The organism is Bacillus rhizoplanae, assembly GCF_917563915.1.
Classification (GTDB): Bacteria; Bacillota; Bacilli; order Bacillales; family Bacillaceae_G; genus Bacillus_A; species Bacillus_A rhizoplanae.
Map to the genome: position 1 here is coordinate 198,567 of NZ_CAKJTI010000005.1, position 17,274 is coordinate 215,840.

The following is a 17,274-nucleotide window of genomic DNA, read 5'->3' on the forward strand; positions in this document are numbered from 1 at the left end:
TTGCCCATTTTCTGATAAAAAATAAAGGATCCAAAGCGAAATGTACTTTCACTTTGGATCCTTATTTCGTCGTTTTAAGGAGTGCAACTCGCTCGATTATCAACATTATTGTTTAACAGAGCCAGTATTTAAAAGGGGGAGCCCCCCTCTAGCAATCTACTTTCGCAATTGCACGGTACCCTATATCACTTCGATAAAATAAACCATCACTCTCAATTTTCGTGATTTCTCCATACACCTTATTCTTTGCCTCTTGTAAGTCTTTTCCTTTACAAGCAACAAACAACACACGGCCGCCGTTAGTTACAAATTCTCCATCTTTAAAATCCGTTCCGGCATGAAATACGATAACATCTTCTAATGTTTCTAGCCCTCGAATAACAGCACCTTTTTCGTAAGCCTCAGGATATCCTTTTGAAGCTAGTACAACACCAATCACTGCCTCTTCAGACCACTCTAAAGTAAGCTCTTTTCCATCTAGTACATGATTGCATACATCTACTAAATCGCTCTCTAAGCGCGGTAGGACTACCTCTGTTTCTGGGTCACCAAAGCGAGCATTGAATTCAATTACTTTCGGTCCTTCATTTGTTAAAATAAGCCCTGCATATAAAATACCTGTAAAGGAACGTCCTTCTTGCTTCATTGCTTCTGCCGTTGGATATAAAATCGTTTGAATGGCTTGTTCTACTGCTGACTGTGGAATTTGTGGTACCGGTGAATAAGCACCCATTCCACCTGTATTCGGTCCTTTATCGCCATCAAAAGCACGTTTATGATCTTGTGCAATTACCATTGGATATACGGTTGTTTCATTTACAAATGCCATAAGAGAAAATTCTTGTCCGTCTAAAAATTCTTCAATGACAACCTTTTTGCTCGCTTCTCCAAACTTTACATCTTGCAGCATTTCTTTTACAGCTTGCAGTGCTTCTTCTAATGTCATAGCAACTGTTACGCCTTTACCAGCTGCTAAGCCATCTGCTTTAATTACAATTGGAGCACCAACTTTTTCGATGTATTGCACAGCTGCTTCATACTCTGTAAATGTTTCATATGCCGCTGTTGGAATATCATACTTTTTCATAAGCTCTTTCGTAAAAGCTTTACTTCCTTCAATAACAGCTGCTGCTTTGTTCGGTCCAAAAACGCGAAGCCCCGCTTCTTCAAATCGATCAACAATACCGTTCATAAGCGGAATTTCTGGCCCAACAAACGTTAAACCAATGTTATTTTCTTTCGCAAAAGTAATAAGCGCATCAAAATCATTTTCATCGATCGCTACAGGTGTTGCTACATCTTTCATTCCTTCATTTCCCGGTGCTACATATACAGTCTCTACTTGCTCTGATTGTGCAAATTTCCATGCTAATGCATGCTCGCGTCCACCGCGGCCGATTACTAAAACATTCATATTTCATCCTCCATTATTCAAATAAAGTGAAACTTCCATCAGTGAGAGCTTACTGCTCATTAAAATAGGATAAGTACAAAAGAACAGACTCAAAAATTCGGTCCCTTCTTACGTGTCCAGCGATATATCGGCGGAAGTGGTGCATTTATCGGCGATTTTCACAATATATCGACCGTTCTTTAAAATATATCGGCGCTTCGACACGGGATAAAGTGAAACTTCCATCAGTGACGCTTTTCTCACTGATGGTTAGTTGAACCAATCGGGCTTTTACCGGCAGTTTTCTTCCCCGCTCTTCTCAAGCCCTTACTGCCCGTTAATGCGGGATAAAGACCCTTCGACGATGTTCGACGCGCAAGCTGAATCATATTCAAAAGTAGAAGAAGATGACCCAAAAGTGGACTTTTGGTCATCTCCTTTGTTTCTAAATTAATGTTTGAAATGACGTACGCCAGTGAATACCATAGCGATGCCATACTCGTCCGCTTTTTTAATTGAATCTTCGTCACGAATGGAGCCGCCCGGTTGAATGATTGCCGTAATGCCTGCTTTAGCAGCTTCTTCTACTGTATCTGGCATTGGGAAGAACGCATCAGATGCAAGTGCACTTCCTTGCGCTTTTTCACCAGCTTGTGTAATTGCAATTTTCGCTGATCCAACGCGGTTCATTTGACCTGCACCAACACCAATTGTCATATTATCTTTTGCTAGAACAATCGCATTAGATTTTACGTGTTTCACAACTTTCCATGCTAATTTCAGGTCGTTCCACTCTTGTTCAGTTGGTTCACGTTTTGTTGGAATTGTAATTGTCGCATCTTCTAACGCTAATGTGTCCTCTTCTTGCACAAGTAAACCGCCTTGTACTGAAGTTAGCTTTTTGCTTGCTGTTGCTGCTTTTGCGATATCTACTGTTAACAGACGTAAATTTTTCTTACTTTGCAGTACTTCTAACGCTTCTGCTGAGAAAGACGGTGCAATAACGATTTCTAAGAAAATTTCATGCAGCTTTTCTGCTGTTGCTTTGTCAATTTCACGGTTTGCTGCAATGATACCACCGAAGATTGAAACTGGGTCAGCTTCGTAAGCACGTGTATATGCTTCATAAATATCCGTACCAACACCAACGCCGCACGGATTCATATGTTTTACAGCTACCACTGCTGGCTCTGCGAATTCTTTCACGATGCTAAGCGCTGCATCAGCATCATTTATATTATTGTAAGACAGCTCTTTGCCATGTAATTGTTCCGCATAAGCAACAGAAGAAGTTGCTGCAAATGGAGCCTTATAGAATGTTGCTTTTTGATGCGGGTTTTCGCCGTAACGTAAATCTTGTTTTTTCTCAAATGTAACTGTTAACGTTTCAGGGCTTTTTTCTCCTGTTTGTTCTGTTAAATAGTTTGAGATTAATGCATCATATGCCGCTGTATGACGGAATACTTTTGCCGCTAATTTACGTTTTGTTTCTTTTGAAACTTCTCCGCTTTCCTTTAATTCCCCTAATACAACATCATAGTCTGTTGGATCAACGATAACTGTTACAAACTCATGGTTTTTCGCAGCAGATCGAATCATTGTTGGTCCGCCGATATCGATATTTTCAATCGCATCAATAAATGTCACATCTGGCTTTGCAATCGTTTCTTTAAATGGATATAAGTTTACAACAACAAAGTCAATTGGCTGAATGCCAAGCTCATTCATTTGAGACATATGTGTTTCATTATCACGTACCGCAAGCAATCCGCCATGGATGTTTGGGTGTAATGTTTTCACACGACCGTCCATAATTTCTGGAAAACCTGTTACTTCAGAAATTCCAATCACTTGTAAACCATTTTCTTCTAGTAATTTTTTCGTTCCACCTGTTGAAATAACTTCAATACCTTGCTCAAGTAATCCTTTTACAAACTCTACAACTCCAGCTTTATTTGAAACACTTACTAATGCGCGCTTTTTCATTTATCCTTCACCCCTAGTTGTATTAAAATGCTGCTCTTATGACTTTACTTCAGAATGTAATAAAGATTTCACCGTATCCACGTACAATCTATGTTCGACAAGTTGAATTTTCTTTTGTAAACTTTCCCGTGTATCATTTTCAGAAACTGCTACCGCTTCCTGCGCGATAATTGGACCTGTGTCCATTCCTGCATCAACGTAATGGATTGTTACTCCTGTTACTTTCACACCAGCATCAATCGCTTGCCCAACTGCATCTTTTCCTGGAAAACTTGGTAATAACGACGGATGAATGTTAACAATTCTGCCTCCGTAAGCAGCTAGTAACGTTGGACCAATTAAACGCATATACCCTGCTAAAATAATCCAATCAATCTCGGATTCTTGCAATTTCTTTAATATTTCTTGTTCAAATGCTTCCTTTGATTCATAATCTTTCGCTGAAAAGGCAAAGCAAGGAACATGATGATCATTTGCACGCCGGACAACACGCGCACTAGGTTGATCACATACAAGTAAACTAAGCTGTGCATCTAACGTTCCATCTTCTACCGCATCCACAAGTGCTTGAAAGTTAGAACCACTTCCTGAAGCAAAAATTGCTACTCGGCTCATGATTGCGCTCCTCCATCAAATGTAACCCCTGAACCTTGTACAGTGCGTCCGATGATATGAGCTGTTTCTCCTTGTTCTTCTAAAAGCTTTATAGCACCTTCTGCATCTTCTTCTTTGACCGCTACTACCATACCAATACCCATGTTAAAAATATTGAACATTTCTTCTCTATTTAATTGACCAACTTCTTGCAGTAAATCAAAGATTGGATGAATTGTCCAAGAACCAAGTTCAATTTGTGCTCCAATACCGTCTGGCAACATACGTGGAATATTTTCAATAAATCCACCACCAGTAATGTGAGCCATACCGCTTACGTTATATTTCTTCAATAGTTCTAAAATAGGTTTGACATAAATTTTCGTTGGTGTTAATAATTCTTCACCAAGTGGGAGTTCTAAGCGACCATACGTACGATCAAGTGAAAGCTGTCCATCTTCTAATAGCACCTTACGTACAAGAGAGTAACCATTACTATGAATTCCACTAGAAGCAAGTCCGATTAATACTTGATTCGCTTCAATGGATTGTCCCGTAACAATTTTCTTTTTATCAACAATACCAACTGTAAAACCAGCTAAATCGTATTCTTCTTCAGAATACATACCTGGCATTTCAGCTGTTTCCCCGCCGATTAGTGAACAACCAGCCTGACGGCATCCTTCTGCAATTCCTTTGACGATGTTTTCAATTTTACTAGGTTCTGCTTTACCACAAGCAATATAATCTAGGAAAAAGAGCGGCTCTGCCCCTTGAACAACAATATCATTCACACACATTGCAACTGCATCGATGCCGATTGTGTCATGCTTGTCCATCATGAAAGCGAGCATTAATTTTGTTCCCACACCATCTGTTCCAGATACTAATACTGGCTCTTCTAATGCAAATTTTGAAAGATCAAACATTCCTCCAAAACCGCCTAAGCCACCTAGCACTTCTTTTCTCATCGTTGTTTGCACGTGTTTTTTCATGCGAGATACCGCTTCATATCCAGCTTCAATATCTACTCCTGCTTGCTTATATGCATTCGCCATCGTTTCTATACACCTCGTCTTTTTATACTGAAAGAATTTCTCCCGTCTACCGAACAGTAAAACTATAATGATAAAACTTTAAGAAAAAGCAAGCTTCCACACAGCATATAGTAGAAGCTGCTATACTTTCTTATTGCTCTGCTCTATTTCATACTTTCTAAAAGCTCTTGTTCGTAATCATAAAGAGCCGTTGGATAATCTCCATTAAAGTAAGCCATACATAAACCGCCATATTTCCCTTCATACGGGCGGCCAATTGCATCGATTAAGCCATCTTCACTTAAAAACGTTAAAGAGTCTGCTCCAATGATTTGACGAATTTCTTCTATTGAATGATTTGCTGCGATTAATTCTTTTCTTGTTTGAATGTCAATTCCATAGAAGCATGGATACTTAAGCGGCGGCGAAGCAATTCTTACATGTACTTCTGTTGCCCCAGCCTCGCGAAGCATACGAACAATTCGCTTGCTTGTTGTACCGCGCACAATAGAATCGTCAATCATAACAACACGTTTCCCTTCAACAACACCACGTACTGCTGAAAGCTTCATTTTTACACCTTGCTCACGTAATTCTTGTGAAGGTTGAATAAAGGTACGTCCAACGTAACGATTCTTAATTAACCCTAATTCATAAGGAATTCCTGTCGCTTCCGCGTAGCCGATTGCAGCAGAAATACTGGAATCCGGTACACCTGTTACAACATCTGCTTCAACTGGAGCTTCCTTTGCTAACAATTTCCCCATATTTTTACGTGCTGCATGAACATTAACGCCAGCAATGTTTGAATCAGGACGAGCGAAATAGATATACTCCATACTACAAATCGCATGCTCTACATCATTTGTATAGCGATCTGCGTGTATTCCCTCATCATTAATAACAATGATTTCTCCAGGCTCTACATCACGAATGTATGTTGCCCCAACAACATCAAATGCACATGTTTCAGATGCTACAACGTACGCATCTCCCATCTTTCCAATTGAAAGAGGTCGGAATCCATTTGGATCTAATGCAACAATCATTTCATTTCCTGTTAATAATAAATATGCAAAAGCACCTTTTACTTTGTTTAGTGCATCTTTTACACTTTCAATTAATGTACCTTTTGTATTACGTTTAATTAAATGAAGCAATACTTCTGTATCTGAACTTGTTTGAAAGATACTTCCTTCTGCCTCTAATTCACGACGAAGCATTTTTGCGTTAATTAAATTACCGTTATGAGCTAATGCCATACTATGGTCTGAGAAGCGAAATAACAATGGTTGAACATTTGCAACTTCAGCACCGCCTGCTGTCGCATAACGAACATGCCCAATCGCCGATTGTCCGTTTAAGCCTTCTAACTCGCCGCGTGAAAACACTTCTGATATTAAACCAAGACCTTTATGACCAATGATTTTCTCCCCACTATTTACAACAATGCCAGCGCCTTCTTGACCACGGTGCTGCAAGCTATGCAGTCCATAATACGTAACTTGTGCTGCATTTTCATGCCCCCAAATTCCGAAAACACCGCATTCTTCATTTAGCCCCTTTATTTCATTAAGCATGGAATAGCCCCTTTCCAAGCCGTTCTCATTTCATTAACATCCGCTATAAGCAATACTTCGTTTTCTTCATTACGAATTGTTAATTGATTTGCACTTGTTACTTCCCCAACATAAAGTGCATCTATCATATTTTCAAACGCTTCTTTTTGCTCACGTTTTACTGTAACAACAAAGCGAGATTGTGATTCTGCAAATAACATCGCCGTTGCTTCTCCAGCTAACTTCACATCTGCACCTAATCCATTTGCACCCATTGCACTTTCTGCGAAAGCAACTGCTAATCCACCTTCTGCAACGTCATGCGCTGATTGTACAAGACCTTTTTGAATAGCTGTCAGTAATTGCTTTTGGCGTTTTTCTTCTACTTCTAAATCGATGCTTGGTGCCTGACCAAAGATTTTACCATACACCATCTTTTGTAATTCACTACCACCAAACTCAGCTTTCGTTTCACCGATTACATAAACAAGATCGCCAGCTTGCTTAAACTCTTGCGTTGTCACATGCTTTACGTCATGTACAAGACCAACCATACCAACAGTTGGTGTTGGATATACCGCTTCACCGCTGCGTTCGTTGTACATTGATACGTTTCCGCCAATAACAGGTGTACTTAGCGTGCGGCATGCTTCGCTCATACCATCTACTGACTTCTCAATTTGCCAGAAAATTTCTGGCTTTTCTGGGTTACCAAAGTTTAAACAATCTGTAATTGCAAGCGGCTCACCGCCAGAACATACAATATTACGAGCTGCTTCTGCTACAGCAATTTTCCCGCCCATTTCTGGGTCTAAGTAAATGTAGCGAGAGTTACAATCTGTTGTCATTGCTAATGCTTTATTTGTTCCGCGTACACGAACAACCGCTGCATCAGATCCTGGTGTAACAACTGTGCTTGTACGTACTTGGTAATCATATTGATCATATACCCACTCTTTACTTGCAATCGTTGGTTGTTGTAACAGAGATAATAATGTTTCTTTATAATTTTCCACTTTTGGTGTTTCCATCTTCATTTGTTGGAACTCTGCAAAATACGCTGCTTCTTTTGAAGGCTTATGATAAACAGGTGCTTCTTCTGCTAATGCATCAGCTGGCACTTCCGCAACCATTTCTCCTTTATGGAATAAACGAAGCATTTTATCTTCAGTTACTTTTCCCATTGTCACTGCCGCAAGACCGTATTTTTCAAATAACTCTACAATCTCTTGCTCTCTACCTTTTTTCACGACGATTAACATACGTTCTTGTGATTCAGAAAGCATCATCTCATATGGCGTCATACCTGTTTCACGTTGCGGTACATCATCTAAGTACATTTCAATACCCATACCTGCTTTACTTGCCATCTCTGCAGAAGATGATGTTAAGCCTGCTGCTCCCATATCTTGAATACCGACAAGTGCATCAGATTTGATAAGCTCTAAGCACGCTTCAATTAAAAGCTTCTCCATAAACGGGTCGCCTACTTGCACTGCTGGACGCTTTGCATCGGAATCCTCAGATAGTTCTTCTGACGCAAACGTTGCACCGTGAATACCGTCACGGCCTGTTGCTGCACCAACATACATTACTGTATTACCAGCACCGTGCGCTTGGCCTTTTTTAATATCTTCATGGTTAATTAAACCAACACACATTGCATTTACAAGTGGATTTCCTTCATAGCATGGATCGAACTGTACTTCTCCGCCAACAGTTGGAATTCCAATGCAGTTACCATATCCTGCAATACCTGCTACAACTTCTTCAAATAAATATTTCACGCGCGGTGATTGTAGCTCACCAAAGCGAAGTGAATTTAACATAGCAATTGGGCGTGCTCCCATAGAAAACACATCACGTATAATACCGCCAACCCCTGTCGCTGCACCTTGATACGGCTCAATTGCAGATGGATGGTTATGACTTTCCATTTTAAATACTACCGCTTGATTATCACCGATATCTACGATACCAGCGCCTTCACCAGGACCCTGTAATACACGTTCACCAGTTGTTGGAAACTTACGAAGAACTGGCTTTGAGTTTTTATAACTACAATGCTCTGACCACATAACAGAGAATAAGCCTGTTTCTGTGTAGTTTGGAATACGGCCTAAAATCTTTTCAACCATGGCAAATTCTTCGTCCGTTAATCCCATTTCTGCATAAATGCGTTCTTCTTTAATTTGAATTGGATTTGGCTCAAGCAGTAACGACATATGTTTCCCTCCAATGTTTCAAAATAGATTGAAATACTTTTAGACCATCCGCTCCTCCAAGTAATTCATCAACAGCACGCTCTGGATGCGGCATCATGCCAAGTACATTTCCTTGTTCGTTTACAATTCCTGCAATATCTGAAACGCTTCCGTTTGGATTCTCTACATAACGGAACACAATTTGATTATTTTCTTCTAACTGTTTCAATGTCACTTCATCACAGTAGTAGTTTCCTTCACCATGAGCAATCGGAATATCGATAACTTCGTCTTTCTCATATTGCGACGTAAACATTGTTGTATTATTTTCTACACGAAGCTGAACAGTACGGCACATAAATTTTAAGTTTTTATTGCGAATTAATGCACCTGGTAGCAATCCAGACTCTACTAAAATTTGAAAACCGTTACATACACCTAAAATTGGTTTTCCTGCTTCAGCTGCTTTTTGTACACCTTTCATTGCGTTTGCAAAGCGAGAAATAGCTCCGCAGCGAAGATAATCTCCGTAAGAGAAACCGCCTGGTAGTAAAATTCCATCGTACTCATCTAAGTTTTCTGTATCATGCCAAACGTAGTCTACATCTTGGCCAAGCTCATCTTTAATTGCATGAAACATATCCACATCACAGTTCGAACCTGGGAAAACGATTACGGCAAATTTCACTGCGCGACAACCTCCTCAACTTCATAGCGATAATCTTCAATCACTACGTTCGTTAATAATTTCTCGCACATTTCTTTTACCATTGCATCAATATCTGTAACTGATTTATCAATTGTTAACTCCATATATTTACCGATACGAACATCTTGTACTTCTGCAAATGAAAGACTATGAAGCGCCCCTTTTACCGCTGTTCCTTGTGGATCTAATACACTTTCTCTTAACGTGACATATACTTTTACTTTATACATGTGAAGCTCCCCCTAATCGTTTTAAAATTTCTTCATAAGCATCTGTTAAATTACCAAGATCGCGGCGGAATACATCTTTATCAAATTTTTCATTGCTCGTTTCATCCCATAAACGGCATGTATCTGGTGAAATTTCATCCGCTAATAAAATTTCTCCCGCTTCTGTTACCCCAAACTCTAATTTAAAATCTATTAATCTTACACGACAGTTTGCGAAATGCTCAATCAATACTTGATTGATCTGTAGAGCTTTTTCTCGTAATATGCTTACTTGCTCTGGCGTTGCAACGTTTAATACACGAATATGATCTTCAGTTACAAGCGGATCTCCTAAATCATCATCTTTGTAGTAAAGTTCCACAACCGGTGTTGTAAGTGCAGTTCCTTCTTCCATTCCTAATCGTTTTGAAAGACTGCCCGCAATTACATTTCTTGTGACAACTTCTAATGGAATGATGCTCACTTTTTTTACGATTTGTTCTGTTTCCGATACTTTCTCAACAAAGTGTGATTTGATTCCCACTTCTTGTAACTTTCTGAATAAAAGAGTTGTAATCTCATTGTTCAGACGACCTTTTCCAGAAATCGTCGCTTTCTTTTCCCCATTGAAAGCAGTAGCACTATCTTTGTACTCTACCCAAACCATATCTGCTGTTTCTGTACGATAAATTCTTTTTGCTTTTCCTTCATACAGCAATTCTAGCTTTTGCACTTCGCAAGCCCCCTGTAGTTTGAAAAATGTGAATAGTATATTTATAAAGAATGGCACAGAATGATACTATTCTGCGCCATATAAAATTATCAGTTTAAGCCAAGACGTTCAAAAATTGTATCAACATGTTGTAAGTGATGTTCATAGTTGAAACATTCATTGATTTCCTCTTGTGTTAATTTGCTTGTAATACGCTCATCAGCTTCTACAAGCTCTTTAAATTGTACTTGTGTTTCCCAAGCTTCCATCGCTTTAGGCTGTACAATATCATAAGCTTCTTCACGTACCATACCTTTGTCGATTAGCGTAAGCATTACACGCTGAGAGTAAATTAAACCATATGTTCTTTGCATGTTACGCTTCATGTTTTCTGGGAATACCGTTAAGTTTTTCACGATATTACCGAAACGATTTAACATGTAGTTTAATGCGATTGTTGCATCTGGTAAGATAACGCGTTCTGCAGAAGAGTGAGAAATATCACGCTCATGCCATAATGGAACGTTTTCGTAAGCAGTCAGCATATAACCGCGAATTAAACGTGCCATACCAGTCATATTTTCAGATCCGATTGGATTACGTTTATGTGGCATTGCAGAAGAACCTTTTTGACCTTTTGCAAAGAATTCTTCTACTTCACGTGTTTCACTCTTTTGCAAACCACGAATTTCAACTGCCATTTTCTCGATAGATGTTGCAATTAACGCAAGTGTTGCCATGTAATGTGCATGACGATCACGTTGCAGCGTTTGTGTAGAAATTGGTGCTGCTTCTAATCCTAAATTTTCACAAACATATTTTTCAACGAATGGATTGATGTTCGCGAATGTACCAACGGCACCAGAAAGTTTACCAACGCGAACCGTATTAGCTGCCTCTTTAAAACGCTCTAAGTTACGTTTCATTTCTTCGTACCAAAGACCAAGCTTTAAGCCGAATGTTGTTGGTTCTGCATGAACACCATGTGTTCTTCCCATCATAACTGTGTATTTATGCTCTTTTGCTTTATTAGCTAAGATACTAATGAAGTTTTCTAAGTCTTTTAATAAAATCTCATTAGCTTGTTTTAAGATGTACGATAACGCTGTATCTACTACGTCTGTAGATGTTAAACCGTAGTGTACCCATTTACGTTCTTCACCTAATGCTGGTGTTTCAGATACCGCACGAGTAAATGCTACAACATCATGACGTGTTTCTTGTTCAATTTCATAAATACGTTCAATATCAAAAGATGCATTCTCACGAAGTTTTTTCACATCTTCTTTTGGAATATCTCCAAGTTCAGCCCAAGCTTCACAAGCTAAGATTTCAACTTCTAACCATGCTTTAAATTTGTTTTCTTCCGTCCAAATCGCACCCATCTCAGGGCGTGTATAACGACTAATCATCTTTTTCCCTCCAACAGTTGTTCTTGATGGTCCCAAATATGCAATGTCCGCGCTTTTTCTAAAGCAACATCAATCTTATCATTTAAAATATTAACGTGCCCCATTTTACGCTGCGGCTTTGCTTCTTCTTTACCATATAAATGCAAGTAACACCCGGTTAACCTATTCACTTGCTTTAGGACCCCTTCTATATGTTCGCCTAAAATGTTTACCATGACAACTGGTTTTAATAAAATTGTTTCTCCAAGAGGTAAATTACAGATTGCTCGGATATGTTGTCCGAATTGACTCGTTTCACATGCATCAATTGTATAGTGCCCAGAGTTATGCGGTCTTGGTGCTAACTCATTAATATAAATTTCACCATTTGCTGTAGCAAACATCTCTACTGCTAGTGTTCCCACTAGCTTTAGCTCATCCGCTAATATCTCTGCATACTGAATTCCTTTTTGTGATAGTTCTTCTGTAATACGAGCTGGTACGATTGATTCATGTAAAATGTTATTCACGTGAATATTTTCGGCTACTGGAAATACCTTCGTTTCACCGTTTACACTGCGTGTAACAATAACGGAAATTTCTTTTTCAAATGAAACCCATTTTTCTACAATACATTCCGCCTGATTTACAAGTTCCACCGCTCTCACAATATCAGCTTCACTTCTTAGTACAACTTGCCCTTTCCCATCATATCCCCCTGTTGTTGTCTTTAACACACATGGGAAGGAAAATTCAGCAATTGCTTCTAAAAGCTCTTCCTGCTTCTGAACGAGTCTATATGGTGCTACTGGTAAATCCGCTTTCGTGATTGCATTTTTTTCTGTATAACGATTTTGCGTTGTGTATAATAATTGACTGCCCTGTGGTAAATAAGCATTCTTTTCAAGCCATTGTAAGCAGTTATAATCAATATTCTCAAATTCATATGTTACAACGTCACTTATTTCTGCTAAGTGCTGAATTGCTTTTAAATCATTATACGGTGCCACAATTTCAATATCAGCGATTTGTGCACATGGTGAAGACTTTGCTGGGTCTAATACTGCAATCTTATATCCCATTTCCTTTGCTGCAATAGCCATCATTCTGCCAAGTTGTCCCCCGCCAATAATACCAATCATTTGTCCAGGTAAAATCGTTTTTATCACTGCAGTTCACTACCTTCTCGCACATTTTTTTCAATTGCTTCTCGTCTCAGTTCTAATGCATCATATATATCATCATGAAACGATCCTAGCATTTGCGTGGCAAGTAAACCTGCATTTGTAGCTCCGGCTTTTCCAATTGCGACAGTCGCAACTGGAACACCTCCTGGCATTTGGACAATAGATAGTAATGAATCTAAACCATTTAACGCTTTCGATTGAACAGGAACACCAATGACAGGAATATTCGTTTTTGCAGCAACCATTCCTGGTAAGTGAGCGGCCCCGCCTGCCCCAGCGATAATAACTTTTATTCCACGTTCACGAGCTGTTTCTGCATATTTAAACATATAATCTGGAGTCCGATGAGCGGATACGACTTTCTTCTCATACGGAATATTTAACTCTTCTAATATTTCACAAGCATATTTCATTGTTTCCCAGTCTGACGTGCTTCCCATAATGACTCCAACTAGTGGTTTCATATTAGAATCCCCCCGATTCAAATAAAAAAAGCCTGATATAGAACATTCCCCTTTTACTATGAGAGAAAGTGCTCTACTCAGGCATGCGTATCCCATGTGAATAGAAAAATACCGAGTGACTTCCCCTCATAGTCCAACGATTAACGGTCGTTAGGTAGAGACTTGCAGGCCATATCCCCGCGATTATATGAGGTACGATATAATATTGTTTCTACCGTTATATTAACAGGAGTTCTTAAAATATGTCAATAAATAATCGAATGTTTTTTATTTTATTAAACAAAACGTTCGTGTTTATTCCAGAAAACCTTATAAATATGCTTATTTATGTATGATTCCCTTGACAAATATACCAAATTTAAGGATAATTATAGAAAAAGGTAGGTTTTAAATTATGGAAAAACAAGTTGCTGTACTTACTTTTCAAGAAGATACGCAATCCTACAAAGCATTCTCTGTTATTAAAAAATTTCATTTAGAGCATCAACTAAAAGTGGAACAAATTGCAGTTATTAAACGCAAAATAGATGGTGAATTATCAATTGAAGATTTCTTAGATGTAACGGGCGCTGATAAAACCAATAAAGGCGGTTTAATCGGGATGTTTGTTGGGATTCTAGGCGGACCTTTCGGTGTATTGTTAGGTGGACTAATTGGATCAACAATTGGTATATTTAAAGATAAAAAAGAGATTACACATGCATATTCTGTTTTTGAAAATACATTAAAATCTATTAAACCTGGAAAAACAGGAGTCATTGTGATTGTGGAAGAGAAGACAGAAGATACATTAAATAGCATTGTAAATGAAGGAAATGGAAAAATAGATCGTTATTCTGAAGCTGAATTGCGCTCCGAAATTGAGGCAGAACGTAAAAAATTAAAAACTAAATAACTAGTAAACTGTACCCCGAATCGTGAACACTTACAAAAAGTCCATGATTCGGGGTTTTTGTATGTTTTTAAAGCTACTTCCTCGTTATAACGGAAACAATCATACAGTAAGGTACGGAAAATGAGTAAAATTATTTTTAATGCATTTCAAATGAAGCAATTAGAGAAGAATGAAAACGTAGTGAAAGTATCAGAACGTTACTTTTTTAAACACAAAAAAACCTAAGTCAAAACGACTTAGGTTTTTGCCTGGCAACGTCCTACTCTCACAGGGACAAAGTCCCAACTACCATCGGCGCTAGAGAGCTTAACTTCCGTGTTCGGTATGGGAACGGGTGTGACCTCTCTGCCATCATTACCAGACTTATGAAGGTATATTCCTTCAAAACTAGATAACATTTGCTTCATATTATATGGTTAAGTCCTCGATCTATTAGTATTCGTCAGCTCCACATGTCACCATGCTTCCACCTCGAACCTATCAACCTGATCATCTTTCAGGGATCTTACTAGCTTACGCTATGGGAAATCTCATCTTGAGGGGGGCTTCATGCTTAGATGCTTTCAGCACTTATCCCTTCCGCACATAGCTACCCAGCTATGCCCTTGGCAGAACAACTGGTACACCAGCGGTGCGTCCATCCCGGTCCTCTCGTACTAAGGACAGCTCCTCTCAAATTTCCTACGCCCACGACGGATAGGGACCGAACTGTCTCACGACGTTCTGAACCCAGCTCGCGTACCGCTTTAATGGGCGAACAGCCCAACCCTTGGGACCGACTACAGCCCCAGGATGCGATGAGCCGACATCGAGGTGCCAAACCTCCCCGTCGATGTGGACTCTTGGGGGAGATAAGCCTGTTATCCCCGGGGTAGCTTTTATCCGTTGAGCGATGGCCCTTCCATGCGGAACCACCGGATCACTAAGCCCGACTTTCGTCCCTGCTCGACTTGTAGGTCTCGCAGTCAAGCTCCCTTATGCCTTTGCACTCTACGAATGATTTCCAACCATTCTGAGGGAACCTTTGGGCGCCTCCGTTACTTTTTAGGAGGCGACCGCCCCAGTCAAACTGCCCACCTGACACTGTCTCCCGGGTCGATAAGACCCGTAGGTTAGAATTTCAATACAGCCAGGGCGGTATCCCACCAGCGCCTCCACCGAAGCTAGCGCTCCGGCTTCAAAGGCTCCCGCCTATCCTGTACAAGCTGTACCAAAATTCAATATCAGGCTACAGTAAAGCTCCACGGGGTCTTTCCGTCCTGTCGCGGGTAACCTGCATCTTCACAGGTACTATAATTTCACCGAGTCTCTGGTTGAGACAGTGCCCAAATCGTTACACCTTTCGTGCGGGTCGGAACTTACCCGACAAGGAATTTCGCTACCTTAGGACCGTTATAGTTACGGCCGCCGTTTACTGGGGCTTCAGTTCAGAGCTTCGCTTGCGCTAACCCCTCTCCTTAACCTTCCAGCACCGGGCAGGTGTCAGCCCCTATACTTCGCCTTACGGCTTCGCAGAGACCTGTGTTTTTGCTAAACAGTCGCTTGGGCCTATTCACTGCGGCTTTCCGTTAAGAAAGCACCCCTTCTCCCGAAGTTACGGGGTCATTTTGCCGAGTTCCTTAACCAGAGTTCTCTCGCACACCTTAGGATTCTCTCCTCGCCTACCTGTGTCGGTTTGCGGTACAGGCACCTTTTATCTCGCTAGAAGCTTTTCTTGGCAGCGGGGAATCAAAGACTTCGCTCCATAAGGAGCTTCCCCATCACAGCTCAGCCTTTGCGGTAAGCGGATTTGCCTACTTACCAGCCTAACTGCTTGGACGTGCACAACCAATCGCACGCTTCTTCTATCCTTCTGCGTCCCTCCATTGCTCAAACGATAAAGAGGTGGTACAGGAATATCAACCTGTTGTCCATCGCCTACGCCTGTCGGCCTCGGCTTAGGTCCTGACTAACCCTGAGCGGACGAGCCTTCCTCAGGAAACCTTAGGCATTCGGTGGACGGGATTCTCACCCGTCTTTCGCTACTCATACCGGCATTCTCACTTCTAAGCGCTCCACCAGTCCTTACGATCTGACTTCACAGCACTTAGAACGCTCCCCTACCACTGATACCATAGGTATCAATCCGCAGCTTCGGTGGTGTATTTAGCCCCGGTACATTTTCGGCGCAGAGTCACTCGACTAGTGAGCTATTACGCACTCTTTAAATGGTGGCTGCTTCTAAGCCAACATCCTAGTTGTCTAAGCAACTCCACATCCTTTTCCACTTAATACACACTTTGGGACCTTAGCTGGCGGTCTGGGCTGTTTCCCTTTTGACTACGGATCTTATCACTCGCAGTCTGACTCCTAAGGATAAGTCATTGGCATTCGGAGTTTGACTGAATTCGGTAATCCGATGAGGACCCCTAGTTCAATCAGTGCTCTACCTCCAAGACTCTTACACTTAAGGCTAGCCCTAAAGCTATTTCGGGGAGAACCAGCTATCTCCAGGTTCGATTGGAATTTCTCCGCTACCCACACCTCATCCCCGCACTTTTCAACGTGCGTGGGTTCGGGCCTCCATTCAGTGTTACCTGAACTTCACCCTGGACATGGGTAGATCACCTGGTTTCGGGTCTACGACCACGTACTAAACGCCCTATTCAGACTCGCTTTCGCTACGGCTCCGCCTCTTCAGCTTAACCTCGCACGGGATCGTAACTCGCCGGTTCATTCTACAAAAGGCACGCCATCACCCGTTAACGGGCTCTGACTATTTGTAGGCACACGGTTTCAGGATCTCTTTCACTCCCCTTCCGGGGTGCTTTTCACCTTTCCCTCACGGTACTGGTTCACTATCGATCACTAGGTAGTATTTAGCCTTGGGAGATGGTCCTCCCGGATTCCGACGGAATTTCACGTGTTCCGCCGTACTCAGGATACATTCAAGAG

General features: G+C 40.8%; 13 protein-coding genes, 2 rRNA genes and 1 riboswitch. Of the genes, 1 reads left to right on the plus strand and 14 read right to left on the minus strand.

Features of this window, described 5'->3' with window-relative positions; all coding sequences use genetic code 11:
* Positions 1–148: 148 nt before the first annotated feature.
* The 12 genes from purD to purE all read right to left on the minus strand — a co-directional run bounded on the left by purD (position 149) and on the right by purE (position 13,445).
* Positions 149–1,414 carry a phosphoribosylamine--glycine ligase gene (gene purD / locus LRP84_RS07780; RefSeq protein ID WP_230574563.1) on the minus strand — a complete coding sequence of 422 codons (1,266 nt, stop codon included), beginning with the start codon at positions 1,412–1,414 and terminating at the stop codon, positions 149–151.
* Positions 1,415–1,843: 429 nt separating this feature from the next.
* Positions 1,844–3,379, minus strand: a complete 1,536-nt coding sequence (purH, locus tag LRP84_RS07785; protein WP_230574564.1) for a bifunctional phosphoribosylaminoimidazolecarboxamide formyltransferase/IMP cyclohydrolase — start codon at positions 3,377–3,379, stop codon at positions 1,844–1,846.
* A gap of 36 nt (positions 3,380–3,415) precedes the next feature.
* The gene (gene purN / locus LRP84_RS07790; protein ID WP_230574565.1) at positions 3,416–3,994 is read right to left on the minus strand and encodes a phosphoribosylglycinamide formyltransferase; all 579 of its coding nucleotides are present in this window, start codon (positions 3,992–3,994) and stop codon (positions 3,416–3,418) included.
* Positions 3,991–5,031: a phosphoribosylformylglycinamidine cyclo-ligase gene (gene purM, locus LRP84_RS07795; protein ID WP_230574566.1), complete on the minus strand. Its 1,041-nt coding sequence runs from the start codon at positions 5,029–5,031 to the stop codon at positions 3,991–3,993. Before purM ends, purN begins: the two co-directional genes overlap by 4 nt.
* 143 nt (positions 5,032–5,174) lie before the next feature.
* Complete coding sequence (gene purF, locus LRP84_RS07800) at positions 5,175–6,590, minus strand: amidophosphoribosyltransferase (protein WP_230574567.1); 1,416 nt, start codon at positions 6,588–6,590, stop codon at positions 5,175–5,177.
* Entirely contained in the window at positions 6,575–8,794 is a 2,220-nt protein-coding gene (purL, locus tag LRP84_RS07805; RefSeq protein ID WP_230574568.1) for a phosphoribosylformylglycinamidine synthase subunit PurL, read from the minus strand. Before purL ends, purF begins: the two co-directional genes overlap by 16 nt.
* The gene (purQ, locus tag LRP84_RS07810; protein WP_230574569.1) at positions 8,778–9,461 is read right to left on the minus strand and encodes a phosphoribosylformylglycinamidine synthase subunit PurQ; all 684 of its coding nucleotides are present in this window, start codon (positions 9,459–9,461) and stop codon (positions 8,778–8,780) included. Before purQ ends, purL begins: the two co-directional genes overlap by 17 nt.
* Positions 9,458–9,712: a phosphoribosylformylglycinamidine synthase subunit PurS gene (gene purS / locus LRP84_RS07815; protein WP_154711679.1), complete on the minus strand. Its 255-nt coding sequence runs from the start codon at positions 9,710–9,712 to the stop codon at positions 9,458–9,460. Before purS ends, purQ begins: the two co-directional genes overlap by 4 nt.
* Positions 9,705–10,424: a phosphoribosylaminoimidazolesuccinocarboxamide synthase gene (gene purC / locus LRP84_RS07820; RefSeq protein ID WP_230574570.1), complete on the minus strand. Its 720-nt coding sequence runs from the start codon at positions 10,422–10,424 to the stop codon at positions 9,705–9,707. The genes purS and purC overlap by 8 nt, the downstream gene beginning before the upstream one ends.
* Before the next feature lie 89 nt (positions 10,425–10,513).
* Positions 10,514–11,815 carry an adenylosuccinate lyase gene (purB, locus tag LRP84_RS07825; RefSeq protein WP_230574571.1) on the minus strand — a complete coding sequence of 434 codons (1,302 nt, stop codon included), beginning with the start codon at positions 11,813–11,815 and terminating at the stop codon, positions 10,514–10,516.
* Positions 11,812–12,963, minus strand: a complete 1,152-nt coding sequence (gene purK, locus LRP84_RS07830) for a 5-(carboxyamino)imidazole ribonucleotide synthase (RefSeq protein WP_230574572.1) — start codon at positions 12,961–12,963, stop codon at positions 11,812–11,814. The genes purB and purK overlap by 4 nt, the downstream gene beginning before the upstream one ends.
* Entirely contained in the window at positions 12,960–13,445 is a 486-nt protein-coding gene (gene purE / locus LRP84_RS07835; protein ID WP_230574573.1) for a 5-(carboxyamino)imidazole ribonucleotide mutase, read from the minus strand. Before purE ends, purK begins: the two co-directional genes overlap by 4 nt.
* A gap of 109 nt (positions 13,446–13,554) precedes the next feature.
* Positions 13,555–13,656, minus strand: a riboswitch (purine riboswitch).
* Between the two features lie 183 nt (positions 13,657–13,839).
* Here purE and LRP84_RS07840 point away from each other — a divergent pair.
* Positions 13,840–14,340: a DUF1269 domain-containing protein gene (locus LRP84_RS07840; RefSeq protein WP_230574574.1), complete on the plus strand. Its 501-nt coding sequence runs from the start codon at positions 13,840–13,842 to the stop codon at positions 14,338–14,340.
* Positions 14,341–14,586: 246 nt separating this feature from the next.
* Here the strand turns inward: LRP84_RS07840 and rrf are convergent.
* Positions 14,587–14,702: ribosomal RNA gene (gene rrf / locus LRP84_RS07845) — 5S ribosomal RNA — on the minus strand.
* A 50-nt stretch (positions 14,703–14,752) separates the two neighbouring features.
* Positions 14,753–17,274: ribosomal RNA gene (locus LRP84_RS07850) — 23S ribosomal RNA — on the minus strand; the annotation flags it as partial.

Bases quoted from the DNA above. Each gene is read 5' to 3' on its own strand.
- purD (WP_230574563.1), bottom strand. From the start codon at position 1,414: ATGAATGTTTTAGTAATCGGCCGCGGTGGACGCGAGCATGCATTAGCA.
- purH (WP_230574564.1), bottom strand. From the start codon at position 3,379: ATGAAAAAGCGCGCATTAGTAAGTGTTTCAAATAAAGCTGGAGTTGTA.
- purN (WP_230574565.1), bottom strand. From the start codon at position 3,994: ATGAGCCGAGTAGCAATTTTTGCTTCAGGAAGTGGTTCTAACTTTCAA.
- purM (WP_230574566.1), bottom strand. From the start codon at position 5,031: ATGGCGAATGCATATAAGCAAGCAGGAGTAGATATTGAAGCTGGATAT.
- purF (WP_230574567.1), bottom strand. From the start codon at position 6,590: ATGCTTAATGAAATAAAGGGGCTAAATGAAGAATGCGGTGTTTTCGGA.
- purL (WP_230574568.1), bottom strand. From the start codon at position 8,794: ATGTCGTTACTGCTTGAGCCAAATCCAATTCAAATTAAAGAAGAACGC.
- purS (WP_154711679.1), bottom strand. From the start codon at position 9,712: ATGTATAAAGTAAAAGTATATGTCACGTTAAGAGAAAGTGTATTAGAT.
- purB (WP_230574571.1), bottom strand. From the start codon at position 11,815: ATGATTAGTCGTTATACACGCCCTGAGATGGGTGCGATTTGGACGGAA.
- purE (WP_230574573.1), bottom strand. From the start codon at position 13,445: ATGAAACCACTAGTTGGAGTCATTATGGGAAGCACGTCAGACTGGGAA.
- LRP84_RS07840 (WP_230574574.1), top strand. From the start codon at position 13,840: ATGGAAAAACAAGTTGCTGTACTTACTTTTCAAGAAGATACGCAATCC.